We start from the raw sequence: 24,685 nt of genomic DNA on the forward strand, positions 1-24,685 counted from the left end.
CTCAGGGCCCGAGCCCCAGGTCCGCGGTGCCCTCAGCCCCCTGATAGCGGTCGCGGTCGTCCCAGTCGGCAATGCTCGAATGCGTTTCCCAGACGGCGGTTTCGAGGTGCGCCTGCGTTATGTCCGAGCCGTCTCGCAAGGCGTGACGCGCCGCGTCCTCGGCGACGAGTTCGAGGTCGCTGGCGGCGTAGCCAGCCGTCGGCTCGACGATGGCGTTCCAGTCGATGTCGCCGGCGACGGGTCGGTCCTGTAGATGAATTTCCAGAATCTGTCTTCGAGCCTCAGCATCCGGCGGCGGGACCTCCACGCGCTCGTCGAAGCGGCCGGAGCGCCGGAGCGCTGCGTCGATGTCCTCGACGAAGTTCGTCGCGGCGACCACGACGATGTCCTCGGCCGCCGCGCCTTCGAGTTCGGTGAGCAGCTGATTGACCAGCTGTTGCTCGCTCGTGTTCATCGAGCCGCGTCGCGAGCCAGCGATACCGTCGATCTCGTCGATGAACAGCACGCAGGGAGCGTTCGCGCGGGCCACCTCGAACACCTCGGCGACGTTGCGGGCCGGCTCGCCCATCCACTTGCTCGTCACGTCTGCCGGGCTAATTTCGACGAAACTGTGGCCGAGTTCGCCCGCGAGCGCACCGGCGAGGTGGGTTTTTCCGCAGCCGGGCGGGCCGTACAGCAACAGTCCGGACAGCACGTCGATGCCGTACTCGGCGTAGGCGTCGGCGTTCTCCAGGGGGTCGATGACCGTCTCTTCGAGCCGGGCCTTCAGTTCGCCCATCCCGCCCACGTCGGCGAAGTCGCGTCCGGGGTCGGTCTCGACCAGCGAACTGGCCTGCAGGTCGACGCCGTCGGGCTGGACGACACCGTTTTCCGCGACCATCTCGGGGTCGACCCAGTCCGGGATGCTGGTGTCGGTCTCCGCGGCGGCCTGCAGCAAGTGGTTCGTCCCGATGGGGGCGTCCGCCCGCAGTGCCTTGCGGGCGGCGTCCTCCGCGAGGAGTTCGATGTCGCTGGCGGCGAAGCCGGCGGTCTCCTTGACGACTGGGTCCAAATCGATGTCGTCGGCCGTCGGCCGGCCGGCGAGGTGAATCTCGAGAATCTGTTTTCGGGCCTGCGGGTCCGGCGGCGGGACTTCCACCCGCTCGTCGAACCGCCCCGAGCGGCGGATGGCGTCATCCACGTCTTCGACGAGGTTCGTCGCGCCGAGCACCACCACGTCCTCGTCGGCGATACCCTCTAGTTCGGTCAGCAGTTGGTTGACCAGTTGCTGCTCGCTGCTGTTCATGTTGCTATCGCCGTCACGCGCGCCAGCGATGCCGTCGATTTCGTCGATAAAGAGGATACACGGGGCGTTCGCGCGGGCAATCTGGAACAGCTCCTCGACCTTCTGTGCGGGTTCGCCCATGTACTTGCTGGTCACGTCGGCGGGCGTGACCTCGATGAAGGCATGGTCGACCTCGCCCGCAAGCGCGCCGGCGACGTGGGTTTTCCCGCACCCGGGCGGGCCGTGCAACAGGACGCCGTTGACGACACCGATGCCGTACTCCTCGAAGGCACTCGGGTCCTGCAGCGGCCGGACGACCTTGTGGTTGAGCGTCTCCAGTAGCTCTGACATCCCGCCCACGTCGGCGAAGCTTCGGGACGGGTTCGGGTCGACCAGCCCGTCGGCCTCCATGTCGACGCCGTCGGGCTGGACCACCGTCCCATCGTCCGAGGGTCGCTCGCGGTTTATCGAGGGCGCGCCGTCGGCCCGGCCCGGGTCGGTATCGCCGCTCGTCTCGGCCGAGCCGGAGTCGTCGGACTGGTCGATCCGCTCCCGAATGTTCCGTTCGAGCCGGTCGGGGTTGACCTCGTAGCCGTACTCGGCCAGCCGTCGGGGTTCGGCGCTCAAAAACTCCGCGAGCCAGCCGTGGCGTTTGAGGTCCTCGGTTGAGGCGTCCGGGTCCCGGAACGTGACGAGCTTGACATCCGTGCTGTCAGGCGAGTGGTACTCGGCGAGCCAGAAGGGGAGGTAGAGCCGGTCGACGGCGGTCACGCCGTCGAACCCGTCGGGGTCGAAATCACCGGGCAGGCCGTAGGACTCGCGCAGCTTCCGGAGGAACACGTTCGCCGCGCCCGAGGCGGAGTCGTGGCGCTGTTCGCGGTACTCCGCGACACGCTGGGGCAGTAGCGACCGGGCGTCGTCGTCGGTGACCTGGAACTGCAACAGGACCGAGCGACCGAGCGCCGGGTCGCTACGGCCGAAGTCGTAGTCGCTGGTCGCCCGCCGGACCACCGCGTCGGTGTCGTCGACGTACTGGGCGACGGCCCGGTCGTTGTCCGCCCAGAGGCCGTCGAGAAACGCCGTCTCGGATTTGCTCGTCGTGCCGAACAGTCTGCCCTCGCCGGTCTCGTACTCGTAGTCGACCTTGAACACCGGATAGAACACTCGGTGGAGCCGTTCGAGTCGCTCGGTATCGCCGAAGGCCGTCATCGTCCGCTGGTCGAGCGTCTCTCTGACGGCCTCCTCGTCGGGGACCCGCCGGTCGGCGTAGATGTACGGCGGCAAGCTCATTCGAGGTCGCCCTCCCGAATCCGCCGCTCGGCGGCGGTCAGGGCGCTGTCGGCGTCGAACGTGTCGATAGCGTCCTGCTGGGCGGCCGGGTCGCCGCAGAGGTCACGGGCATGCTCGGTGATGTTCGGTATCGCGCGAATGATGTTGTCGATGATGGGGACCGCCGCCACCTCTGCCGAGCGGCTCTGAGGGTTGAGGTCAATGACCAGTTCCGTCTTCCCCATCTCGCCCAGCGCCTCGGCGCGGTCGCCGTCCTCCAGCGGGACGAGCACCACGTCCGCCGCGCCGATGCCGTCGGCGTCGACCTTCGCGCGCTCGTGGTCGAGGCCGGGGATGCGCCCGTCGGCGGTCAGCCCCTTCACGTCTGTCGCGCCGTGTTCGCGGAGGTACTCGGCGATGGCCTCGATGCGCTCCTCGGTTCGGTTGAACAGGTTCACTTCGAGGTCAGCGCCGGTCACCTCGGCCAGTTCGACCAGTTCGCCGGGGACCAGCGCGGCGGCGTTGCCGTTGACCGAAATCACGGCGTGGTCGGCGGAGAGGATGTGTGCCGCAGCGGCACGCTCGGCGTCGTCGGCGCTGTCGAGCGTGTGTTCACCCAGCAGGTAGTCGAAGGCCTCGCCACGGCCCTGTGCGATGAGGCCCTGTCGGGAGGTGATACCGCGGTCGACGCCCGCCTCGATCCGGTGGCGGGTCAAAAGCGACTCGTAGCGGGGGTGGCTCTCAGGGAGGTCGACGTCATCGCTCATGCGTTCCAGTGATACCTCCCTGTACTAAAGTCGTCCGTCAGGGGTGCGTCCCGGTCATCGACGCATGTCTCACCACCGGACGGCCACGGCTAGCTCCGGAAAAGGTTATCTGCGGGTCAGCACAACTCCGTGCCATGGATACCCGACAGGCGCTGCTTGTCGACGCGTTCGCTGCGGAGCCGACGGCCGGCACACCGACCGGCGTCGTGCCCGATGCCGACGGACTGACTGCAGACCAGATGCGGGCCGTCGCCAGCGAACTGAGGGCCGCCGAGACAGCGTTCGTCTTGCCGGCGGAAGACATCGACCGCCAACTTCGCTGCTTCTCGCCGACCGAGGAACTGGCACAGGCGGAGACGGCAGTGGTCGCCGCGCACGCAGCGCTCTCCGAGCGTGGTGAAATCAGCGACGGCGAGTGGACGGTCGCTACCGCCGCCGGCGAAGTCGCTGTCGAGACAAAACAGAACGGGATGGTCTGGGTCGAACAGGGCCGGGCCGACATCACCGAAGTCGACCTCCCCTACAGTGATGTTGCGGACGCACTCGGTCTCGACGAAGCCACGCTCAAGGACGTGGGCGCTGATCTCCCGCTCGTGACGGCCGACACGGGCGAGCCGTGGCTCATGGTCCCAGTCAACTACTTCGAGCATCTGAGCGCTCTCAGCGTTGACGTGGCCGCCGTCGCCTCACTCTGTGACCGCTTGGACGTAGCCGGCGTGTATCCGTTCACGTTCGATACCGTCGGTGCCGACGCGACGCGCCGGTCGACGTTCCACGGACGCGCCTTCCGAGCGGGGAGCCGGACCGAGGAACCGGTGACCGCGGCGGCCTCGGGGGCCTGTGCGGCGTTTGTCCGCCGCTACGGCGCGCTTGATGACACTATCGAGCAGATTATCGCTGAGGGCGGGCACTTCCGTGACAGACCCGGGACGGTATCAGTCGATACTGACGGGACCGAGGTGTGGGTCGGCGGGCGCGCCGTCACTGCACTGGACGGCACAGTGACCGTCCCCGCTGTCGACGACGATGACATCATCGAGGCGTGACCACGCAACCGCACCGGCGGCGTGACCGCCTAATTCACTCGAAATCGAGTGAAGAGCGGCCGCATCACTGGCTGTAACCGGAACTTCCTTAATTGTCGTTGGAGATGGTACGAGTGAGTCCATGCCAACACTGTGGCTCGATGAAATCGGTGCCGACGACCTGGCGCGGGTCGGCGGCAAGGCGGCGTCTCTCGGAGAACTGACCGGAGCGGACCTGCCCGTTCCGTCGGCGTTCGTCGTTACCGCCGACACGTATCGGTCGTTCATCGAAGCAACTGGAATCGACGAGCCGTTATTCGAGGCCGTCGATGTCGACAGCGACGACTCGCAGGCACTGGCCGAGGCGGCTGAACGCGCCCAGGAGTTGATCCTAGAGACCGACACCCCGCCGTCGGTCCGCGAGGACCTGCTGGCCGCCTACGACGAGATGGGGGACGAGGACGTGGCGGTGCGGTCCTCGGCGACCGCGGAGGACCTCCCGGACGCCTCCTTCGCGGGCCAGCAGGACACGTACCTGAACGTCTCGCGTGCAGACCTCCTGCAGCGAGTCAAGGAGTGCTGGGCGTCGCTTTTCACCCAGCGGGCCATCTACTACCGCAACGAGAACGACTTCGCCCACGACGCCGTGGACATCGCCGTCGTCGTCCAGCAGATGGTCGACGCGGAGAAATCGGGCGTCATGTTCACCAGCCATCCCTCGACCGGTGGTCCGACGGCCATCATCGAAGCTGCCTGGGGACTGGGTGAAGCGGTCGTCTCCGGCGCGGTCTCGCCCGACAACTACATCATCGACCGCGAGACGGGGACCATCGACGAGGTGACTGTCGCCGACAAGAAGGTAATGTGTGTACGGGGCGAGGACGGCGAGACCATCGAACGCTCCGTTCCCGAAGAGAAGCGCAACGAACGAGTCCTCTCCGACGAGGAGATACACCGGCTCCTGGAGGTCGGCGAGCGCGTCGAGGACCACTACGACACTCCACAGGACGTGGAGTGGGCAGTCTACGAGGGCGAGGTGTATCTGCTCCAGTCCCGCCCGATTACCACCATCGACGACCCCGAAGGAAGCGCCGGCTCGGCCAACGAAGCCGAGAGTCAGCCGCCGGGGGCGCAGTCGGGCGTCGCCGACGGTGGGGCGATGGAGAGCCAGTCGGAGTCGGTCCGGCTCTCCGGCATCGGCTCCGCGCCGGGCCGGGTCACCGGCGTCGTCCGTATCGTCGACAAGCTCGACAACCTCGACAAGGTCGAGGACGGCGACATCATCGTCGCCGAAATGACCACGCCGGACATGGTACCGGCGATGAAACGGGCAAACGGCATCATCACCGACGAAGGCGGGATGACAAGCCACGCCGCCATCGTCTCCCGGGAACTCGGTGTCCCGGCCGTTGTCGGCGCGGAGGACGCGACACAGAAGCTCCGTGACGGCGAGACGGTCACGCTCGACGGCGACAAGGGCACAGTCGAGAAAGGGGCGAAGGTCCCGGAGACGAGCGAAGACGAGGACGACGCCGGCGCGGTCGAGGGACACTCGCCGGTCAAGCCGATGACCGGAACGGAAGTCAAGGTCAACGTCTCCATTCCGGAGGCCGCCGAGCGGGCCGCCGCGACGGGGGCCGACGGCGTCGGTCTGCTGCGAATCGAGCACATGATTCTCTCGACGGACAAGACGCCCGCCCGCTACGTCGAGGACCACGGCGAGCGCGCCTACGTCGACGAAATCGTCGAGGGCGTCCGCTCGGTCGCCGAGGCGTTCTACCCGCGGCCGGTACGGGTCCGCACGCTCGATGCCCCCTCCGACGAGTTCCGCCAGCTCCAGGGCGGCGAGGACGAACCCAGCGAACACAACCCGATGCTGGGCTACCGGGGCATCCGGCGCTCGCTCGACCGGCCAGGCGAGTTCAAGCTCGAACTCCGCGCGTTCGAGCGCCTGTACGACCTCGGTTACGACAACGTCGAGCTGATGCTCCCGCTCGTGACCGACGCCGAGGACATCCTGCGGGCGAAGTCGCTGATGCAGGAGGTCGGCATCGACCCCGAGAAGCGCGACTGGGGCGTCATGGTCGAGACACCGGCGAGCGCGCTGTCCATCGAAGATATCTGCGAGGCCGGCATCGACTTCGTCTCCTTCGGGACGAACGATCTCACCCAGTACACGCTGGCCGTCGACCGCAACAACGGCAACGTCGCCGACCGCTTCGACGAACTCCACCCGGCCGTCCTCGAACTCATGCGCCAAGTCATCGGGACCTGCCGCGAGCACGACGTGTCGACGAGCATCTGCGGACAGGCCGCCTCGAAGCCACAGATGGTCGACTTCCTCGTCGACGAGGGAGTCACCTCCATCTCGCCGAACATCGACGCTGTGCGTGACGTACAACACGAGGTCAAGCGCGTCGAACAGCGCCTGTTGCTGGAATCGGTCCGCTGAGGCCGCCGCCTGACGTAGCCAGCAGGCTTTTTTGCGCCGTTCGCCTCGTTGCGGTATGGCACCCGAATCGACGCCGGAAGCCAAGAGTATCAGCTCCGGCGTGTCGTACATCCCATTCGGCATCCCTGGGCTGGACGGACAGGTCCGCGGGATTCCGACCGGGAGCACGGTCCTGCTGGCGGGGGCCTCCGACGCGGGAGGCGACGCCTTCACGTACACCAGCCTCGCCACGCTGATGCTCGCGAAACACCGCCCGGAAATGGTTCCGAACGGCATCGCCCGGCGCAGCGAGGCAATTCCAGAGTCGGTGACCTACATCACGCTCTCGCACGACCGCGAGCACGTCTACAGCGAACTCGACGCCGTGCTCGACGGCTACCAGTTCGATACGCTCACCGATAACATGGCCGTCGCCGATTTCTCCCAGCGGTTTATGGAGCTGTTGCCAGTCCCCGAACCACTGTTCGATGCCCGCCGGAGCGACGCCGAAATCGAACAGCCCGACGCGGAGCTACCGGAGCGAAAGCCTGCTTCGGAGACGTTCGAGAAACTTCTCTCCGATATCAGCGACCGGGTGAGCGACGCCGCAGAGACGCTCATCGTCATCGACTCGCTGACCGACCTCGAACGGGCGACGGAGTTCGGCCTGCCACAGAACCACGAGATCGCGTTCCTGATGGGGCTCCGGGAGGCGGTCGTCAACTGGGGGAACGTAGCCTTCGTCAAACTCGACCGACCCGCCGGCGACGTGCGGTCGGACGCGCTCATTCATGGGCTGTTGCACGGCAGCGTTTACTTCTACTCCAACGACAAGGGCTTCGAGACGTATCGGACCATGCGGGTCGGCTCCTTCGGCGGCGCGCTCGACTCTGAGCGCCAGACTGTGTTCGAGTCGCTGATCGGTCCCACAGGCTTTCGCGCGAAGGCGACGAAGAAAATCGGGCCGTCGAACTGGTAAGTCGGCTGTGAAGCGCGCTCCCGGACCGAGTACGAGTGGCTCTACCGCCTGACTACGGTCAGGAAGAATAAACAGCAGACAACGGACACGCCCGAGCACAACGGCTAAACCACTCCCCCCTCTATACTGGCGATAGATGCTCCAGCGGGCAGAGCCACAGGACTTCGAGCGCGTCCTCTCGTCGATGTGTACCGTGCCACACCCGTCGGCACGCGAAGCGGCGGAACGCTTCCTCGCGACGAACCCCGGAGACCCGGGTACGTACGAGACCATCGCCGATCTGGAACGCGAGGCCGTCGACTATCTCGGCGGGATGACCGGCCTCTCGGACCCCGCGGGCTACGTCGCCTCGGGCGGGACAGAGGCCAACCTGCAGGCGATACGCATCGCCCGTAATCGCGCCGATACAGACGACCCAAACGTGGTCGCGCCCGTCCACGCGCACTTTTCATTCACGAAGGCCGCTGACGTGCTCGGGGTTGAGTTGCGGACTGCGCCGGCAACGGACTACCGTGTCAACATGGCGGCGATGTCGGAACTCGTCGACGAAGACACGGTGTGTGTCGTCGGCGTCGCCGGCTCGACCGAGTACGGCTACGTCGACCCGATTCCGGCCATCGCCGACCTCGCAGAAACGGTCGATGCCCTCTGTCACGTCGACGCCGCGTGGGGCGGCTTCTACCTTCCGTTCACCGACCACGACTGGCACTTCGGCCACGCGGACATCGACACGATGACCATCGACCCCCACAAGGTCGGACAGGCGGCGGTTCCCGCCGGCGGACTGCTGGCTCGGGACCGGTCGCTGCTCGACGAACTCGCCGTCGAAACGCCGTATCTGGAATCGACGGACCAGCTCACGCTGACGGGGACGCGGTCGGGCGCTGGCGTGGCCTCGGCTGTCGCGGCGATGGAATCGCTGTGGCCGGCAGGCTACGAGCAACAGTACGAAACGTCGATGGCCAACGCCGACTGGCTGGCTGACCAGCTATCAGCGCGGGGCCACGACGTGGTCGGGCCCGAACTTCCGCTTGTCGCGGCCGACCTCTCGATGCCGATGACCGACGAACTGCGGGATCGCGGCTGGCGGGTCTCGAAGACCGGGGCCGGTGAGATGCGCGTCGTGTGTATGCCCCACGTCACGCGGTCGATGCTACGCTCATTTGTCGCGGATCTCGACTGGTACTGAGCCGCTGGCCTCGATTGGTACTGAATCGCTTCTCTAGTGTCAAACGTATCCGTACTGAGCGCTCCCGAGAAGACATACGAAGGTTTAGAAGTGCCTGTTTGCTACAGAGAGACGTGGACTTGGTAGTACCGACCGCAGCGTTCATCGCCTTCATCGGTGACTGTACGACCGCTGGCACCCCACTGTCGCCGCTCGAAGAAGCCGTCTGTACGGCCACTGGTCCGACCGGACTGGGTATCATCGCGGTGTACTCGTTTCTGATCGCGTTCATTCTCCCGCTTCCGAGCGAGGTCGTGCTGGTTCCGGCCGAAACCCTTCGACTTGGACTCTCCACGAACGGGAATCTGGTGGCGATTATCATCGTCAGTGGTCTGGGGAAGGCGTTTGGCAGTCTCGTCGCCTTCCATATCGGTCAGGAGGCAAAGGAGTACGGCCCGCTCGTTCGCCGAATCAAGCGCTCACGGTTCAACATCATCGAGTGGTCGGAAAAGAAAACGGTCCAGCTAGCACAGAAGTACGGGTACGTCGGTCTGGCGCTCGCGCTCTGTGTGCCGTTTTTCCCCGACACCATCTCTATCTACGCGTTCACCGTCCTCGAACGCGACTACTATCGGTTCGGCGCAGCGACGTTCTTCGGCAGTGCCGGACGGCTCGTCGTGACACTCGGGCTGGCAGGCGGTACGCTCGCGTTGCTGTGACCCCGGAGCGCGGCCACCACGCCGAAACCAACCCCCTTTTGACCCGTCGGTGGCACACGAACAGGTATGAGCAACGACGAGTTTCCGACGGACCAGCCGGCGGTCGTGACCTGTGGGTTGCCCTACGCGAACGGTGACTTGCACGTCGGCCACCTCAGGACGTATGTCGACGGAGACGCGCTGTCACGCGCTCTCCGACGGATCGGTCAGCAGACGGCGTTCGTTTCGGGATCGGACATGCACGGCACGCCAGTAGCGGTCAACGCCGCCGAAGCAGGCGTCGAGCCGCGAGAGTTCGCGCTTGACTTCCATGAGACCTACGCCGAGACGTTCCCGCAGTTCAACATCGAATTCGACAACTACGGGCACACCGACGACGAGACCAACGTCGAACTCACTCAGTCGTTCGTCCGCTCGTGGGTCGAAAACGACCACGTCCACGAGAAGGAAATAGAGGTCGCCTGGGACACCGAGGAGGACCAGCCCCTCCCCGACCGCTATGTTGAGGGGACCTGTCCCTACTGCGGGGAGCAGGCCCGCGGCGACGAGTGCGATGAGGGATGCCAGCGCCACCTCGAACCCGGCGAGATCGAGGACCCCGTCTCGACGCTGACCGGGAATCCCGCCGAGTACCGCACCCGGGAGCACAAGTTCCTCCGACTGTCGGACTTTCAGGAGTATCTGCAGGGCTTCCTCGACCGTCTCGAAGGGACCGACAACGCCCAGAACCAGCCCCGCGAGTGGATCGAGGGTGAACTGCAGGATCTCTGTATCACGCGGGACATGGACTGGGGCGTCGACTATCCCGAGGACGTCGACGGCGGGGAGGATCTGGTGCTGTACGTCTGGGTCGACGCACCTATCGAGTACGTCGCCTCGACGAAGCAGTACTCCGAGCGCGTCGGCGACGATGAGTACAACTGGGAACAGGTCTGGAAGGTCGACGGCGAAGAGCGCCACGATACCGAGTGGGACGACGACTGGAGCGAGGACAACGGCGAGATAATCCACGTCATCGGCCGTGACATCATCCAGCACCACGCCGTCTTCTGGCCCGCCATGCTGCGGGGCGCGGGCTACAACGAGCCCCGGGCCATCCTCGCGACCGGCTTCGTCGGCATCGACGGCAAGGCCCTCTCGACCTCGCGCAACCGCGCGGTCTGGGCCGACGAGTACCTGGAGGCCGGCTTCCACCCCGACCTGTTCCGGTACTACATCGCCACCGGCGCACAGATCGACACCGACGTGGACTTCTCCTGGGACCGCTTCCAAGAGCGGGTCAACGGCGAACTCGTCGGCAACGTCGGGAACTTCATCTACCGCTCGCTTTTGTTCGCCGAGCGCAACTACGACGGCACGCCCGACGCGCCCGTCAGCGACGACGTGCGCGAACGCATCGAGGCGGCCATCGACGACTTCGAGGCCGCCGTCCGCGAGTACGACGTGCGCGCCCTCGCCGAAATCGCCATCGAGCTGTCGAACTACGGCAACGAGTACATCCAGCGCAACGAGCCGTGGAACCTCGTCGACGACAACCCCGAGGAAGCCGAGCAGGTCATCCGCGACTGCGTCCAGCTGACGAAGGCCGTCGCGGTGCTCATCCAGCCCGTCCTGCCGGGCAAAGCCGAGCGCCTGTGGGGCCAGCTGGGCGAGCAGGGGTCGGTCGCCGACGTGACCCTCGACAGCGCGCTCGAAGCGCCGCCGGCCGAGTTCGGCGAGCCCGCGGAGCTGTTCGAGCAAGTCGAGGACGACCACATCGAGGCGCTGAACGAGGAGCTACAGGAGCGCGTTGAGGCGGCCGGCGACGACGAGTCCGAGGATGATGACGGCGAGGACGCCGGCGACGAAGCGGACGACGGGGATACAGACGCCGCCGACCTCCAGCCCCTCGTCGAGGACCGCATCAGTTTCGAGGACTTCGAGGGCGTCGATATGCGCGTCGGCGAGATTCGCAGCGCCGAGCCGGTCGAGGGCGCGGACAAGCTCCTCAAACTGGAGGTCGACATCGGCCACGAGGTCCGGCAGGTCGTCGCCGGCCTCCGACAACTGCACGACGCCGAGGACCTGCCCGGGACGCGGGTCATCCTGCTGGCGAACATGGAGAAAGCCGAGCTGTTCGGCATCGAATCCAACGGGATGGTGCTGGCCGCCGGCGACGAGGCGGACCTGCTGACGACGCACGAGGACGCCCCACTGGGGACCCGAATCAAGTAATCGCAGTCGCCAGCGCTTTTGTAGTCACGGCACGTACCGCGGACCATGGATGACGACGGGGCCGCACGAGACGATGCGGCCGCTACGGGTGATACGTTCACCGAGGAGTACGAACTGGCGACGGAAGCCGACGTTATTCAGCTCGAGGACGACCCAGATAGCGACGCGGCTGACGACGTGGAGGGCGCGGTCGCCGGCTCGCTCGCTCCGGACCTCGAGGTGACGCCCGACGCGCCGAAGCCTGAGAATGTCGTCTTCGTCGCGCTGGGGGTCTGTATCGCAATCCTCGCGCTCGGACGGATGTTCCTCGGGGCGGAGATGTACACACCGTCCGTACTCGGCGGCGTAGTCCTGTCCGTCGCGCTCGGAACCGCAGTACTGTACGGGTTCTTCGTCCGGACGAGCGACGCGTAACGCTACAGCAGTGCCGGGCGTGTCACGCCCGACCCCGACACTTAATCCTGCTCCGACACTAGGTGAGAGCATGGTGAATCCGCTGGCGACAGTTGCCCTGCTGCAGGCCGAACCACTGTTAGGTATGTCGCTCTCCATTCTGCTGTTTCTGGCCGGCGCGGGCCTCATCGTGGGCGAGGCGCTCGCCCCCGGAACCCACTTTTTCGTTCTCGGCGTGGCCCTGCTGACGGCAGGGCTGGTCGGGCTGTTCATTCCAGCAAGCCTCGGTATCCTCGCCCCACTCATCCTTACTGTCGTTGTCCTTGCAACGACAGCGGTCACGCTCTGGGGGTATCGAAAGCTCGACTTCGCCGCACCGGGCCGGGGCCAGACGCTCAGCTCTGACTCGCTTACGGGCCAGTTCGGAACGGTTACCGAGCGCGTAACCCGAAGCGACGGCGAGGTCAAACTGGAAGACGGCGGTTTCAATCCCTATTATCAGGCTCGCAGTTCCGGCGATCCCATCGAGGAGGGGACGGAAGTAATCGTCATCGACCCGGGCGGCGGGAACGTCCTGGAAGTCGAAGCGGTGGAGGCGGCAGGCGACGAAATCGACCGCGCGCTCGAACGTGACCGAAACCGGAGCGATGCGGACGCCGAGCCGGAGCGAGAGTCCGAGCGGGCGTAGGTGTGCAATTCGGTAGTTTGTGACAGGGACACCGAAGCCTTTTCATTGCGCGCTCCGGAGTTCTGATTGTCATGTTCCCCGCGACAGCACCGCTGCAAGGTCTGGGAGGACTCGTCGGTTTCGTTACCGTAATCTTCCTCCTGATCGCCATCGCGCTGGTGTACTCCAGCGTCGTGATCATCCGCCCGTACCAGAAAGGTGCCTACACGGTCCTTGGTACCTATCGCGGCGTCCTCGACCAGGGGATTCACTTCATCTATCCCTTTGTCTCCGACGTGACGCGGTTCGATATGCGTACCCAGACGCTTGACGTGCCGCGGCAAGAGGCTATCACCCGCGACAACTCGCCGGTGACCGCCGACGCCGTCGTCTACATCAAGGTGATGGACCCGAAGAAGGCGTTCCTCGAAGTCGACAACTACGAACGTGCCGTCTCCAACCTCGCCCAGACGACCCTTCGTGCCGTCCTAGGTGACATGGAACTGGACGACACGCTGAACAAGCGGGGTGAAATCAACGCCCGCATCCGGAAAGAGCTGGACGAACCCACCGACGAGTGGGGTGTCCGCGTCGAGAGCGTGGAGGTCCGCGAGGTCAACCCGTCCAAGGACGTCCAGCAGGCCATGGAGCAACAGACCTCCGCCGAGCGGAAACGCCGTGCCATGATTCTGGAAGCCCAGGGTGAACGGCGCTCCGCCATCGAGACGGCCGAAGGTGACAAGCAGTCTAACATCATCCGCGCACAGGGTGAGAAACAGAGCCAGATTCTGGAAGCACAGGGTGACGCAATTTCGACCGTCCTGCGTGCGAAATCCGCCGAGTCGATGGGCGAGCGCGCCGTCATCGACAAGGGGATGGAGACGCTCGCGGAAATCGGTCAGGGCGAGTCGACGAAGTTCATCCTCCCGCAGGAGCTTACCTCGCTGGTGGGCCGCTACGGCAAGCACCTCCAGGGCTCCGACGTGAAGGAGAACGGTCACTCGCTGGAAGCGCTTGACTTCGACGACGAGACCCGCGAGATGCTTGGTCTGGACGATATCGAGGAAATCCTCGGCCAGATCGACGAGGAAGCGCAGGTCGATGTCGAAGCGATGGAAGAGGAAGCCCAGAAGATCAAACACGGCGAAGACTCCGGCGTCGACAGCGCCGACGACGTCATTGAGGAGATGGACGCTGAGATAGACAACGACTCGGGCACGACTGACGTGGCCGGCGGTCCCGACGACACGACGCGAACGTCGGAAGTCGACAAAGACAACTAACTGAGAATCAGGCGAAGACGTTTTATTACCGACCCACCTTTTCGGTAGCAATGACGCGTGAGGGCGACGTGGACGAGGATAAACGAGCGACACTCCGTCGCTTTGCCGCCCTCGGTGCAGCAAGTCCGTTTGCCCGCTTCGGCGACAGCGGAAGCGAGAGCGACGCGCCCGACGCCATCGCCGGATACGTCTCGACACACCCCGGGACCCACTTCTCGAAGCTTCGTGACGACCTCAAACTCGGGACTGGTGAGGCCCAGCACCACCTCCACCGGCTGGAAAACGAGGCCGTCGTCACGTCACAGAAGGACGGCGACTACCGCAGGTACTTCCCGGCCGGGCAGTTCTCCGAGTTCGAACAGGTGGCGCTTGGCTACCTGCGGCGGTCCACGGCTCGCGGGATGCTCGTCACCCTGCTGCGCCGCCCGGACGCGACGGCGTCGGAACTGGCCACTGAACTGGACGTCTCACGACCGACGGTGAGCAACTACGCCGCCGATCTGGAGGCCGCCGGGCTCCTGTCCAGAGAAGACGGCTACGCAGTTACGGAACCCGAAACCGTGCTGACACTGCTGATTCGGTACGCCGATTCGTTCGGCGACGATGTGGCCGCGTTAGCCGGCGAGGCCGACTCGCTACTGCGGTACGACCCGTGACGCTCGGGTTCCGGCTGTCAACCCAGCCGCGTCCGTCTCACCCCCCTTCGACGATGCTTGTTATCTCGAACCTGGCCCCGCCCGCCTCGCTGTCGGTCACGCTCACATCCCATCCGTGGACGGCGGCGATGTCAGCGACGATTGCGAGGCCGAAGCCGGTGCCGTCGGACGCGGTCGAGTAGCCGGCTTCGAACACCGCGTCCCGCTCGTCCTCGGGGACGCCCGGCCCGTCGTCGGCGACGTAGAACCCGCTTTCGTCGTCGATGTCGCCGACGGTGACCGTCACGCCGTCGCCGTGCTCGACGACGGCGTCCGACTGGGGCGGCGTGGTGCTGTGTTCGACATCCCCATCCTGTCCCTGGGTGGGAAGGGATCCGTGTGCGACGCTGTTCCGGAACAGGTTCTCCAGCAGGCGACGCAGCCGCCGGGGGTCCGCGACGACGACGCTGTCGGTGTCGGTCTCTAAGGTCGCGTCCCCAGTTTCGACGGTCTGCCAGCAGGCGGTCGCGGCGGTGTGTAAGTCGACCGGCTCGGTGGTCGTCGCCTCGCGGCCGTCGCGTGCGAGCGTCAGGATGTCGTCGATGAGCGTCTGCATCCGCTGGTGGGCGCTGTCGATGCTGTCGAGGTGGTCGTCGGTCTCCTCCTGGCGAGCCAGCTCCAGGTGGCCCTGCGCGACCGTCAGCGGCCCCTGGAGGTCGTGGCTGACGACGCTGGCGAAGGATTCGAGCCGCTCGTTCTGGACGCGGAGCCGGCGTTCGCGCTCCTTCTGTTCGGTGATGTCCTGGATGAACCCCCGGACCGTGCGGTGCTCCGCGTCCTCGACCCGCTCCCCGCGGGTCCGGACCCACCGGCACTCGCCGGTCGCGGTGATGAGCCTGGCCTCTACGTCGTAGGGCTCGCCGTCTTCGAGGGCCGCCTCGACGGCGTCCGCGACCCGCTCCCTGTCTTCGGGGTGGTAAAACGACAGGCCGTCCTCGACTGTGGGGTCGAAGTCGTCGCCGACCTCGTGGATGCGGCGGGTCCCCTCCGTCCAGGTCGAGACGCCGGTCTCGTCGAACTCCCAGGCGCCGAGGTCGCCCAGTTCCTCCGCCTCGGCGAAGAAGTCCCGTAGCTGGGCGAGGTTCCGCTCGCGCTCGATGCGCTCGGTGACGTCCTTGCAGTGTGAGAAGACGGTGACGGCATCGCCGGAACTGTCGGTGACGAGGCGGTTGTGCCACTCGACCATGATGCGCTCGCCGTCTTTCCGGACGTTCTCGTCGACGCTGTGGTAGCCGCCGCTGGCCTCACTGAGGGCAGAGGTGACCGCGTCGACGTCGTCGTAGCTGTCCGGACTCACGAACACCTCCCACGTCTCCCCGAGCAGTTCGTCTTCGGTGTAGCCGAATATCTCGGTGAGGGTGTCGTTGACCCGGACGATTTCGAAGTCGGAGTCGAACTCAACGAAGCCCAGCGGCGACTGGTCGATAAACAGCGACAGCCGGTCCGTGCTCTCTTCGAGGGCGCGCTGTGACCGGTACTGTTGGACGGCGTTGGTGATGCGGTTGGCCAGAAGTGCGTAGTGGCTGGTGTCAGACGTCTTCTGCAGGTAGTCGGTGACGCCAGCCGAAATAGCATCCCCGGCGACTGCTTCGCTGCCTCGGCCCGTGTACAGAATAAAGGGTAGCTCCGGGTACGCCTCGCGGACGGATTCAAGGAGGTCGATGCCGCTTTCGCCGGGCATCTCGTAGTCCGAGACGATGCAGTCGAACGTCGCCGATTCGAGTCGGGCCAGCCCCTCCGATGCACTCGTCGCGGTCTCGATGTCGAACGCGGCCCGCTCTCGTTCGAGAAACGCCGCCGTCGTCTCCGCGTACTGCAGGTCGTCGTCGACGTGGAGGACTCGAATCGGGGAACCAGCCTCTCCCATTACTGGGTCCGACTATGCCGTCAACTGTTATGAATATGCACATTCAGCTCGGCAGACAGAAGCATGCATCTCAAGGGGTCGTGACTGACGGAAAAGTGAGCGACGACACCGAACCGTCTCTGCGCGGGGGACAGTACCGCTCGTTCGGCGGAGTCCGGGCTTACGCTTCGACCATCCACGTTGTCGAGGAGGAGTAGCCCCACTTCTCGACGGCCACGTCGTGGTCGCCGTCGGCGATTGCGGTCATGTTCGTGCCGACTTCCTTCGCCGAGAGCCCGAGTTCGTCGCCGATAAGCCGGGACTTGAAATACGTCTGGTCGTCAGCATTGGAACGGAGATACTCCAGAATACGTCGCTGCTTGTCCGAGAGCGGACTGTCGGTGGGTTGTGCGGTGGCGCTCATTAGTACAGTTACTAGCAGCACCGAGACACCCTTATTGGATTTGGTACAGACGGTTAACGGCCCGCAGTCTTGCGGTTTTCTCTCATTCGAAGCGGACATACTGCCGCGAGTTGGGCCACGCGACAGTCGGTTGGTACAGGCGGGAAACACCGCGGTCGCCCGTTGAGTCCCTGGGGCCGCCAGCGGTCGCTCGCTCCGGCAGTTCTTTAGTAATGGGCCGTTTTGTGGCCGAACGGAGGTCTATCACATTGGAAATCTCGGATCAACTGCTGTGTCTGTTCAGTGCCGATATCCGCAGCGAGGGGGACCGGTACGTCGTAGAGATCCCTCGTCGAGAGGTCGAGACGGGCGCAGTCGACTCGGGCAGTACCTACCGCGTTGCGCTTATCTCCGCAGACGAGGGGACAGAGGCGGACGAGGAGACAGTGGCGGAGACGCCACCGGATCAGCCACAGCCGCCGGTCGAACCGGGTGAGACGCGCTACGTCGAGATTGAAGACATCGGCAAGCAGGGCGACGGCATCGCCCGCGTCGAGCGCGGCTATGTCATCATCGTTCCGGGAGCCGAAATCGACGAACGTGTCAAGATCGAAGTGACCGAAGTCAAGTCGAACTTCGCGGTCGGCGAAATCATCGACGACGTCTGAAGCTACTCGTAGGCACTGCCGTCGGGGCGCTTTGCCCCTTCGGAGTCGTGGACGACGACCTGTCCGGCTGACGGGTCGACGGGCCGGTAGTTGTCTCGGACGCCGATTGCTTCCGTCAGTTCTCGAACGGCGCGCTCCTTGAGCGCTGCTGCCAACTCCTCGGCGTCGGCTCTGGAGATATCCCGACCGAGCCCCTCACATTCGTGGGCCCGGACAATCCCCGCCTCGTCGACGGCTTCGCCCATCGGCTGGCTCGTCCCGCCGAGCGCGACGCTGAACGGGTAGGTCCGGCAAATGAGCGGGCGGTCACCGTGGACCGTACAGGCACCCGTGCCGCCGTCCTCAGCGTAGAACGTACAGTCGCCGCAGTCATCGGTCTGGAGCGCCCACTCAAACGTCTCGCCTTCGGGGCCGTCAGGGCCGTCAGCCAGTCCGTACGGCATCGGTCGAGCCACGTCGCGGAAGTCGTACTCCCCGGTCGCCTGTAGCTGCCGGATCTCGTCGGGAAACACCGTCGCAGTGTGGGGTTCAGCATCGGTTTCAGCGGACTTGGGCTGCACGTCGGACCCATCGGGTCCGTCACTCGCGCCACCCGCACTACACGCTGACTCGGCCTTGCAGCAGGCTCCACAGCGGGTGCATTCGAACCCGATCGTCTCGATTGCGTCGGCCAAGTCCGACTCGTCGAGGGCACGGGCCCGTTCAAGTTCGGTTTCCAAGGAGTCCACAGCATCGCTAGCGGGCCGACGGGCAAAAAGGCGTCACTCCGCCGGGTTCGGCACGGCCCGGTCGCCGTCCCACGAGAGCACGCCTTCGACAGCGAGTTTCTCAATGTGGGCCAGCACCGTCGCGCGGGCCAGGTCGCGCACGCCGGTGAGGTCCTTTTCGTAGGCGGCGTCGAGGATTTCGTCCAGCGTAGTGGCGCCGTGGTCGACAGCGTCCCGAACACGCCGCTCACGCTCCAGTCGGTGATTGATGAGTCGTGCACAGGTCTCCCGTGGCGTCTCGATACGCGGGCCGTGACCCGGTAACAGCACGTCGGGGTTTCTGGCGTGGAGGCGGCGCAGTGACGCGAGATAGGCCCGAACGTCGCCCTCGGGTGCACCGACGACGACGCTGCCCTCAGCGACGGCGAGGTCGCCGGAGACGACGGCCCCGTCTGTTGCGAAGGCAACGTGCTCCGGCGCGTGTCCCGGCGTATCGATGACGGTCACTGGGCCGGCATCAGTCGGAATCGTCGTCCCTCCGCTGAACAGTCTGTCCGGGGAAACGCCGGTCGTAGCTTCAAACGCGCCTGCTCGACCGTGGCGCGCCCACACCGTCGCGCCCGTCTCTCCGGCGTAGTGTGCAACGGCACCAGCGTGGTCAGGGTGATGGTGCGTGAGCGCAATGTGTGCGAGGGTGCGGTCGCTGAGAAGCGAATCGAGCGCATCGTTCGTCGCCGCAGGGTCCACGAGAAGCGCCGCCTCGTCGCCACAAACGTATGCCGCCGTGTTGCCAGTTGGTGCCCGTGTCGAGACGGGTACGTCGGCCCGCTGCCAGTTCATGCCGGCCGGTCAGACCGTGAGGAAATAAACCTGTTTGCGTGCGTCGGTGAAACTATACCGCGAGTCTACCAGATCAGACTCCTCCAGCCGGTTCAGGGCATACCTGACAGTACGGTCCGGGAGCAGCGAGTTCTCGGCCAGGTCGCCCTGTGACAACGGAGCATCGTCTTCCAGCACCTTCGCGACGAGCTTCGCGCTCGGCGGGAGTTCACGCAGCGTGTCGCGGAACTCCTCATCGGTGAACGGTGCCGGTGCAGCGTTTTCAGTTAATGCGCTCATAGTGGCTGATATTCCAGACTTACTGGTAAAACTTGGCTATATGCATGACCAAACAATACAGATTCTATGAAGTGTTTAATGTGTCCTTATACAAAACCGCCATCGTGCGGTTCCGGCCGGTAGCAGGAATACGTGCCCGGAACTTTCAGGGCCAGGAGTGTGGCCGGTTCCGGATGGACTGGAAAACAACCCGACCGATGAAAGGGGATTCCAGTATCGTTTTATCCCCCGCGGGGTGAGCAATACACCGTGAAAGGGCAGGAGTGGTATCAGGCCGACACCGTGGCCGAAGAGTACGAGGCCAAGCGGTTCTCCCGTGGTGGTCGGCTGATCGACCGACGCGAGAAGCAGGCCGTCCTCGACGCAATCGGCCCCGTGGCCGATAAGGACGTATTAGAGGTAGCTTGCGGGACCGGCCGGTTCACTGTGATGCTGGCCGAGCGCGGCGCGAATATCACCGGGCTGGACATCTCGGGACCGATGCTCCAGCAGGGCCGTGAGAAAGCACAGGCGACCGGTGTCGACGACCACGTGGAGTTCATGCGGGGCGACGCCGCCCGACTCCCGTTCCCGGACGACCATTTCGACACTGTGTTTGCGATGCGCTTTTTCCATCTGGCGGACACACCTGCGGCGTTTCTCGCGGAGATGCGCCGCGTCTCGAAGGAGCAGGTTTTCTTTGATACGTTCAACCGGTTTTCCACCCGGTCGATATACAACTGGGCGCTCCCGATGGGGTCGCGGCTCTACTCCCGCTGGGAGATCGACCGGCTGTTAGACGGGGCCGGACTGGAACTGACCGACGCGAACCACGACTGGCTCCTTCCGTACGGGTTTTATCGGAAGATTCCGAACGAACTGGCCGCCTCGTTCCGCTCGCTCGATACGGCGCTTGGCGGCACACCGCTCGGCGAAAAGTTGGCGTCGGTGTCGTACTGGAACACCCACGTGTAGCGCATCGCCGCTCAAACGCTCCCGGTTTTGTAGCGGAGAGTTCGCGTCCGCCTCCCGCGACTTTTAAGCGCCTTCGCCGTCCTACCCAGAGGTATGGATATCTCGGTAGTGGTCCCGACGTTGAACGGCCGGGAAGAGCTGGCCGGCTGTCTGGACGCACTCACCGAGCAGGTTCCGGATGCGGAAGTAATCGTCGTCAACGGCCCGTCAGCCGACGGGACGACTGGCATGATCCGCGACCGGGACGACGTGTCTATTCTCGTCGAAATCGCCGACCGCTCGGTGACAGTCGCCCGCAACGCTGGCATCGACCGGGCGACGGGGGACGTTATCGCGCTCGTCCATCAGTCGCTCTCAGTCGAGTCCGGCTGGGCTGACGCCGTGAGAGACGGGCTTTCGGGGACCGCGCAAGCCATCACCGGACCGACACACCAGCAACTGTGGGCCGGGATGACGACCGAAACAGAAGAAACACGGACGATAGCCGGCCGCGACGTGACGTATTTCAACCCCGGCAACGTCGCGTTCGATGCCGAGGTACTGGAAGCACTGGACGGATTCGACGAGTATCTGAATGTCGGCAGCGCCCGGGACTTCGCACACCGGATGGCCGCCAGTGAGTACGGTGTCGACTGGAGCACAAAAATGTGTGTCAGCCGCGAGTTCGAGGCCGACGGCGGCATCGCAGAGACCGACTGGAACTGGAAGTACCGCTCGCTCGCGTATCGACTTGTGAAAAACTACAACGTCCGGCCGACTGTGGTGCGGCGACTCCTCAGCCACGCGATCGGTGACGCGAAAGACGCGCTGGTCGATGTCGTGCGCGGGGAGACGACGCCGTCGCAGTGGCTCGGCAACGGGCAGGACGTGTTCGGCGGCGTCGGGTCGGGAATCGTCGACGGAGTCAGGGCACGCGTGACCGACCGGACACTCCGCCGGAATCCGAACGGTCGGTCCGCGCGTGCGGACCGCGCAGTGACTGTGTACGACTGGCGGTAACCCACGACTGTCGCCCGTTCTACCGGTGTGGCGGCTGCCGGCGATCAGGGCGCCAGCGCTTCGATGACGCGGTTTGGATTGTTCGAGAACACCTTGCGCATCGCGTCTTCGGGGACATCCAGTGTCAGAATCTCCATGACAGCCACGTTCGGGTGAACGCTGGGGACGCCGCTCCCGAAGAGAACACGGTCAGGATGTTCCAGAACCGCCCGTTCCATCGGCCCCCGGTAGCGGACCGCGCTGGTGTCGAGATACAGATTGTCGTGGGCCGCCAGCAGGTCGATGGCTCGTTCCATCAGGTCCTGCCGAAGTGGATGCGCGCCGAAGTGTGAGAGAATGACCGGGAAGTCGTACGATAGCAGCGATTCGGCGACAGTTTCGGGCGGGAACCCTTCGCCGCCGTGGACGATAACGGGCAGCGACACTGACTCCAGTTCTGCGAGGACTTCGTCATCGGGTAGCCCGTCGGTCGGTGGATGGAGCTTGAAGCCGTAGAACCGGTCGTCGTAGGCGTACTGTTCGATGTCCGCAGGCGAGGTATGGTCATCTGTGCGACTACTTGCGAGGTTGCGAAGCGCCGACCCGGGGCCGGACCCCGGGTCCCGAGCGCCGTTGACTCTGGCGAAGGCGACCATCGGTCGCTCGACGGTCATCCGGGCGACGGCGTTGTTCGCTTTCAGATACGACCCGTCTCGCTCGCCAGGGAAGACGACGGAGCGGACGACGCCGGCCTGGTGCATCTCCCGTTCCAGTTGCTCCGGGTCACCCATGCCGTCTCGGGGCCGGCGCTGCTCGTCGGGTTCCAGCCGTGCGTGCACGTCGACGACCCGAAAGCCGTGCTCCAGCTCCAGCATCTACTATACGGTGTGTATAGACCCATATTAAAAGATGTGTAGGTCCGGCCAGGATTACAGAGACAGGAACCGCGCTGTCGCCCAACGAGCGGTCTGCGCCGTTAGAAAGTTTTATATAGAACCGCTTGCCTTGTCTTAAGTGAGGTTCAACACATATGTCATCTGGCCAGCGACGCATGGGCGGCCAGCCTCTTTTCATCCTTGATGAGGACGCCCAGCGCACACACGGAAAGGACGCACAGTCATCGAACATCTCCGCCGGAAAGGCCGTAAGCGAGTCCGTACGGACCACGCTCGGTCCCCGCGGCATGGACAAGATGCTCGTCTCCGACGACGGTGATGTGGTCATCACCAACGACGGGGCGACCATCCTTTCCGAGATGGACATCGAACACCCCGCGGCCCAGATGATCGTCGAGGTCGCCCAGACCCAGGAGGACGAAGTGGGCGACGGAACGACGACCGCGTCCGTGCTGGCCGGGGAACTGCTGACGAAAGGCGAGGACCTGCTCGACGACGACGTCCACCCGACGACAATCGTCGAGGGATACTCCGCTGCCGCCGAACTCGCACAGGAGGCCATCAACGAGATCGTCCTCGATGTCGACCTCGACGACGAGACGCTCGTCGAGGTCGCCGAATCATCGATGACCGGCAAGGGCACTGGTGATGTCGAGGCCGAGAAACTCGCCGAAGTCGTCGTCGACGCCGTCCGTCACGCCAAGAGCGACAACGGCGTTCGCCGGGACAACATCGAAGTCCACACCCAGACGGGTGCGGCTTCCTCCGCGACCAAGCTCGTCGAAGGCGTCATCGTTGACGAGACGGCCGTCCACGACAACATGCCGTCCTCGGTCGAGAACGCGTCCATCGCGGTCATCGACACCGAGCTCGACGTCCGTGAGAGCAACATCGACGCCGAGTACAACGTCTCTAGCGTCGACCAGCTCAACGCCGCACTCGACGCCGAAGAGAGCGAACTGCAGGGCTACGCCGAGGAAGTCGTCGAGAGCGGCGCTGACGTCGCCTTCGTCACCGAGGACGTCGCCGACCGCGTCGCCTCCCAGCTCGCCAAGGAAGGCGTCTTCGTCGCCGACAGCATCAGCTCCTCGACCGCGAAGGACATCGTTGAGGCGACCGGCGCAAAGCGCGTCGGCTCCCTCGAAGCTCTTGATGAGGACGCGCTCGGCCACGCTGACAGTGTCGACGTGGAAAAGCAGGGCGACGACGACGTGACGTTCATTACCGGCGGCGCGACCGCCGAGTCCGTCACAGTTATCGCTCGCGGCTCCACCGAACACGTCGTCGACGAACTCGAACGCGCGCTCAACGACGCGCTCGACGTGGTCATCGCCGCGCTCGACGCTGGCGGTGTGGTCCCCGGCGCAGGCGCCACGGAGATTGCCATCGCCGACCACATCCGCTCCGAAGCGGCGTCAATCGAGGGCCGCAAGCAGCTCGCCGTCGAAGCGTTCGCCGACGCTGTCGACGTCCTGCCCCGCACGCTCGCCGAGAACACGGGTCTCGATGCCATTGACGCGCTCGTCGACCTCCGCGCCGAACACGAGAGCGAGGGCATCGCTGGCGTCATCAGCGAAGGCCAGACTGGTGTCGTTGCTGACCCCGTCGAGTACGGCATCCTCGACCCCGCCGCTGTCAAGCGCGAAGCGGTCGACTCCGCCACCGAGGCGGCGACGATGATCGTCCGCATCGACGACGTTATTTCGTCGAGCTAAGCTGGTTTAGACGTCAAACCTGTTTTCTTTTGACCGCGCCAGAGAGCGGCGCGACCGCTGTAGAAACCACCGCTCAGTCGCCGCTGGGCTCGACAGAAAGCGTCAGCGTCGCATCGGCCCCGTCAGCGAGCGCTTCGACGAGGTCCCGGTCCACGTCGCCGGCCGCCGCGTCGGCGTTTACCATCACAGTCCGGTCATCGACGTAGTCGCTCGTCCGCAGGACGTGGCTCCGGTCGTTCTCGAAGGAGAGGTCTGGATGGCCGGTTCCGGTCACGGTAACAGTGTGGTCACCAGCCTCGATAATCGCCGTAATCGTCGCGTCGGCGTCCTGGCAGGCCGCTACGAACTTCTCATCGAAGTCGGCGGGGACGCGGTCAGCTTCGATAGCTAGAATGCAGTCACCGGCCGGTGTCAGAAAGTCGTCGCTCGTCACTTCTAGCGTGCTCGCGTGCTCGCCGGCGACGTTCTCGTGGCCCTGTGCGTGGACCACTTCTTCGAGTGTCATACCTCTCGCTCGCCGCCGGG

23 protein-coding genes are annotated in these 24,685 nt (G+C 64.9%); 14 read left to right on the plus strand and 9 right to left on the minus strand.

The window, feature by feature from the left end; translation table 11 throughout:
* Position 1: 1 nt before the first annotated feature.
* Together BVU17_11295 and BVU17_11300 are read right to left on the minus strand one after the other, a co-directional pair.
* Positions 2-2,554, minus strand: coding sequence for an endonuclease (locus tag BVU17_11295; protein AUG48076.1), 2,553 nt, complete (start codon positions 2,552-2,554; stop codon positions 2-4).
* On the minus strand, positions 2,551-3,300 hold the full coding sequence (locus BVU17_11300; protein AUG48077.1) for a hypothetical protein: 750 nt from the start codon (positions 3,298-3,300) through the stop codon (positions 2,551-2,553). Before BVU17_11300 ends, BVU17_11295 begins: the two co-directional genes overlap by 4 nt.
* 134 nt (positions 3,301-3,434) lie before the next feature.
* Between BVU17_11300 and BVU17_11305 the strand changes: the two genes are divergently transcribed.
* The 10 genes from BVU17_11305 (at position 3,435) to BVU17_11350 (ending at position 14,835) form a co-directional block, all read left to right on the plus strand.
* On the plus strand, positions 3,435-4,346 hold the full coding sequence (locus tag BVU17_11305; protein AUG48078.1) for a PhzF family phenazine biosynthesis protein: 912 nt from the start codon (positions 3,435-3,437) through the stop codon (positions 4,344-4,346).
* A gap of 121 nt (positions 4,347-4,467) precedes the next feature.
* A complete protein-coding gene (locus BVU17_11310; GenBank protein AUG48079.1) occupies positions 4,468-6,777 on the plus strand; it encodes a phosphoenolpyruvate synthase in 2,310 nt (769 codons plus the stop codon).
* 55 nt (positions 6,778-6,832) lie between these two features.
* Positions 6,833-7,735 carry a chemotaxis protein CheY gene (locus tag BVU17_11315; protein AUG48080.1) on the plus strand — a complete coding sequence of 301 codons (903 nt, stop codon included), beginning with the start codon at positions 6,833-6,835 and terminating at the stop codon, positions 7,733-7,735.
* Positions 7,736-7,871: 136 nt separating this feature from the next.
* Positions 7,872-8,924, plus strand: a complete 1,053-nt coding sequence (locus BVU17_11320; protein AUG48081.1) for a tyrosine decarboxylase MnfA — start codon at positions 7,872-7,874, stop codon at positions 8,922-8,924.
* Positions 8,925-9,037: 113 nt separating this feature from the next.
* Positions 9,038-9,622 carry a hypothetical protein gene (locus BVU17_11325; protein AUG48082.1) on the plus strand — a complete coding sequence of 195 codons (585 nt, stop codon included), beginning with the start codon at positions 9,038-9,040 and terminating at the stop codon, positions 9,620-9,622.
* A 66-nt stretch (positions 9,623-9,688) separates the two neighbouring features.
* Positions 9,689-11,836, plus strand: coding sequence for a methionine--tRNA ligase (locus BVU17_11330; GenBank protein AUG48083.1), 2,148 nt, complete (start codon positions 9,689-9,691; stop codon positions 11,834-11,836).
* Between the two features lie 45 nt (positions 11,837-11,881).
* On the plus strand, positions 11,882-12,250 hold the full coding sequence (locus BVU17_11335; protein ID AUG48084.1) for a hypothetical protein: 369 nt from the start codon (positions 11,882-11,884) through the stop codon (positions 12,248-12,250).
* Positions 12,251-12,320: 70 nt separating this feature from the next.
* Entirely contained in the window at positions 12,321-12,917 is a 597-nt protein-coding gene (locus tag BVU17_11340) for a protease (GenBank protein ID AUG48085.1), read from the plus strand.
* Between the two features lie 71 nt (positions 12,918-12,988).
* Positions 12,989-14,179, plus strand: a complete 1,191-nt coding sequence (locus BVU17_11345) for a phosphoesterase (protein ID AUG48086.1) — start codon at positions 12,989-12,991, stop codon at positions 14,177-14,179.
* 50 nt (positions 14,180-14,229) lie between these two features.
* On the plus strand, positions 14,230-14,835 hold the full coding sequence (locus BVU17_11350; protein AUG48087.1) for a MarR family transcriptional regulator: 606 nt from the start codon (positions 14,230-14,232) through the stop codon (positions 14,833-14,835).
* Between the two features lie 37 nt (positions 14,836-14,872).
* On the opposite strand, the gene BVU17_11355 is transcribed toward BVU17_11350, so the two are convergent.
* Positions 14,873-16,741 (minus strand): hybrid sensor histidine kinase/response regulator, encoded by a 1,869-nt coding sequence (locus tag BVU17_11355; GenBank protein ID AUG48088.1) that lies wholly within the window; start codon positions 16,739-16,741, stop codon positions 14,873-14,875.
* Positions 16,742-16,901: 160 nt separating this feature from the next.
* Positions 16,902-17,144, minus strand: coding sequence for a hypothetical protein (locus BVU17_11360; GenBank protein ID AUG48089.1), 243 nt, complete (start codon positions 17,142-17,144; stop codon positions 16,902-16,904).
* 248 nt (positions 17,145-17,392) lie between these two features.
* Between BVU17_11360 and BVU17_11365 the strand changes: the two genes are divergently transcribed.
* Positions 17,393-17,791 carry a deoxyribonuclease gene (locus BVU17_11365; protein ID AUG48090.1) on the plus strand — a complete coding sequence of 133 codons (399 nt, stop codon included), beginning with the start codon at positions 17,393-17,395 and terminating at the stop codon, positions 17,789-17,791.
* Between the two features lie 2 nt (positions 17,792-17,793).
* Here the strand turns inward: BVU17_11365 and BVU17_11370 are convergent, their stop codons facing one another.
* From BVU17_11370 to BVU17_11380, 3 genes are read right to left on the minus strand one after another with little or no spacing between them, the layout of a single operon-like run.
* Positions 17,794-18,519 carry a zinc/iron-chelating domain-containing protein gene (locus BVU17_11370; GenBank protein ID AUG48091.1) on the minus strand — a complete coding sequence of 242 codons (726 nt, stop codon included), beginning with the start codon at positions 18,517-18,519 and terminating at the stop codon, positions 17,794-17,796.
* Positions 18,520-18,552: 33 nt separating this feature from the next.
* On the minus strand, positions 18,553-19,338 hold the full coding sequence (locus BVU17_11375; protein ID AUG48092.1) for an MBL fold hydrolase: 786 nt from the start codon (positions 19,336-19,338) through the stop codon (positions 18,553-18,555).
* A gap of 9 nt (positions 19,339-19,347) precedes the next feature.
* A complete protein-coding gene (locus tag BVU17_11380) occupies positions 19,348-19,617 on the minus strand; it encodes an ArsR family transcriptional regulator (protein ID AUG48093.1) in 270 nt (89 codons plus the stop codon).
* Between the two features lie 249 nt (positions 19,618-19,866).
* On the opposite strand from BVU17_11380, the gene BVU17_11385 reads away from it, so the two are divergent.
* Together BVU17_11385 and BVU17_11390 are read left to right on the plus strand one after the other, a co-directional pair.
* Positions 19,867-20,571 (plus strand): SAM-dependent methyltransferase, encoded by a 705-nt coding sequence (locus BVU17_11385; GenBank protein ID AUG48094.1) that lies wholly within the window; start codon positions 19,867-19,869, stop codon positions 20,569-20,571.
* Positions 20,572-20,664: 93 nt separating this feature from the next.
* Positions 20,665-21,570: a glycosyl transferase family 2 gene (locus BVU17_11390; protein ID AUG48095.1), complete on the plus strand. Its 906-nt coding sequence runs from the start codon at positions 20,665-20,667 to the stop codon at positions 21,568-21,570.
* A gap of 44 nt (positions 21,571-21,614) precedes the next feature.
* On the opposite strand, the gene BVU17_11395 is transcribed toward BVU17_11390, so the two are convergent.
* The gene (locus BVU17_11395) at positions 21,615-22,424 is read right to left on the minus strand and encodes an amidohydrolase (GenBank protein AUG48096.1); all 810 of its coding nucleotides are present in this window, start codon (positions 22,422-22,424) and stop codon (positions 21,615-21,617) included.
* A gap of 176 nt (positions 22,425-22,600) precedes the next feature.
* Here BVU17_11395 and BVU17_11400 point away from each other — a divergent pair, with 176 nt between their 5' ends.
* Positions 22,601-24,160, plus strand: coding sequence for a thermosome subunit (locus BVU17_11400; protein AUG48097.1), 1,560 nt, complete (start codon positions 22,601-22,603; stop codon positions 24,158-24,160).
* A 73-nt stretch (positions 24,161-24,233) separates the two neighbouring features.
* Here BVU17_11400 and BVU17_11405 read toward each other — a convergent pair whose 3' ends face one another.
* Positions 24,234-24,665 carry a hypothetical protein gene (locus BVU17_11405; protein ID AUG48098.1) on the minus strand — a complete coding sequence of 144 codons (432 nt, stop codon included), beginning with the start codon at positions 24,663-24,665 and terminating at the stop codon, positions 24,234-24,236.
* Between the last annotated feature and the right edge of the window lie 20 nt (positions 24,666-24,685).

The sequence above is a fragment of the Haloarcula taiwanensis genome (assembly GCA_002844335.1).
Taxonomy (GTDB): domain Archaea; phylum Halobacteriota; class Halobacteria; order Halobacteriales; family Haloarculaceae; genus Haloarcula; species Haloarcula taiwanensis.

Excerpts from the sequence above, each read along its gene's own strand:
- BVU17_11295 (AUG48076.1), bottom strand. The coding sequence starts at position 2,554 with ATGAGCTTGCCGCCGTACATCTACGCCGACCGGCGGGTCCCCGACGAG.
- BVU17_11300 (AUG48077.1), bottom strand. The coding sequence starts at position 3,300 with ATGAGCGATGACGTCGACCTCCCTGAGAGCCACCCCCGCTACGAGTCG.
- BVU17_11305 (AUG48078.1), top strand. The coding sequence starts at position 3,435 with ATGGATACCCGACAGGCGCTGCTTGTCGACGCGTTCGCTGCGGAGCCG.
- BVU17_11310 (AUG48079.1), top strand. The coding sequence starts at position 4,468 with ATGCCAACACTGTGGCTCGATGAAATCGGTGCCGACGACCTGGCGCGG.
- BVU17_11315 (AUG48080.1), top strand. The coding sequence starts at position 6,833 with ATGGCACCCGAATCGACGCCGGAAGCCAAGAGTATCAGCTCCGGCGTG.
- BVU17_11320 (AUG48081.1), top strand. The coding sequence starts at position 7,872 with ATGCTCCAGCGGGCAGAGCCACAGGACTTCGAGCGCGTCCTCTCGTCG.
- BVU17_11330 (AUG48083.1), top strand. The coding sequence starts at position 9,689 with ATGAGCAACGACGAGTTTCCGACGGACCAGCCGGCGGTCGTGACCTGT.
- BVU17_11335 (AUG48084.1), top strand. The coding sequence starts at position 11,882 with ATGGATGACGACGGGGCCGCACGAGACGATGCGGCCGCTACGGGTGAT.
- BVU17_11340 (AUG48085.1), top strand. The coding sequence starts at position 12,321 with ATGGTGAATCCGCTGGCGACAGTTGCCCTGCTGCAGGCCGAACCACTG.
- BVU17_11345 (AUG48086.1), top strand. The coding sequence starts at position 12,989 with ATGTTCCCCGCGACAGCACCGCTGCAAGGTCTGGGAGGACTCGTCGGT.
- BVU17_11350 (AUG48087.1), top strand. The coding sequence starts at position 14,230 with ATGACGCGTGAGGGCGACGTGGACGAGGATAAACGAGCGACACTCCGT.
- BVU17_11355 (AUG48088.1), bottom strand. The coding sequence starts at position 16,741 with ATGGGAGAGGCTGGTTCCCCGATTCGAGTCCTCCACGTCGACGACGAC.
- BVU17_11360 (AUG48089.1), bottom strand. The coding sequence starts at position 17,144 with ATGAGCGCCACCGCACAACCCACCGACAGTCCGCTCTCGGACAAGCAG.
- BVU17_11375 (AUG48092.1), bottom strand. The coding sequence starts at position 19,338 with ATGAACTGGCAGCGGGCCGACGTACCCGTCTCGACACGGGCACCAACT.
- BVU17_11380 (AUG48093.1), bottom strand. The coding sequence starts at position 19,617 with ATGAGCGCATTAACTGAAAACGCTGCACCGGCACCGTTCACCGATGAG.
- BVU17_11390 (AUG48095.1), top strand. The coding sequence starts at position 20,665 with ATGGATATCTCGGTAGTGGTCCCGACGTTGAACGGCCGGGAAGAGCTG.
- BVU17_11395 (AUG48096.1), bottom strand. The coding sequence starts at position 22,424 with ATGCTGGAGCTGGAGCACGGCTTTCGGGTCGTCGACGTGCACGCACGG.
- BVU17_11400 (AUG48097.1), top strand. The coding sequence starts at position 22,601 with ATGGGCGGCCAGCCTCTTTTCATCCTTGATGAGGACGCCCAGCGCACA.
- BVU17_11405 (AUG48098.1), bottom strand. The coding sequence starts at position 24,665 with ATGACACTCGAAGAAGTGGTCCACGCACAGGGCCACGAGAACGTCGCC.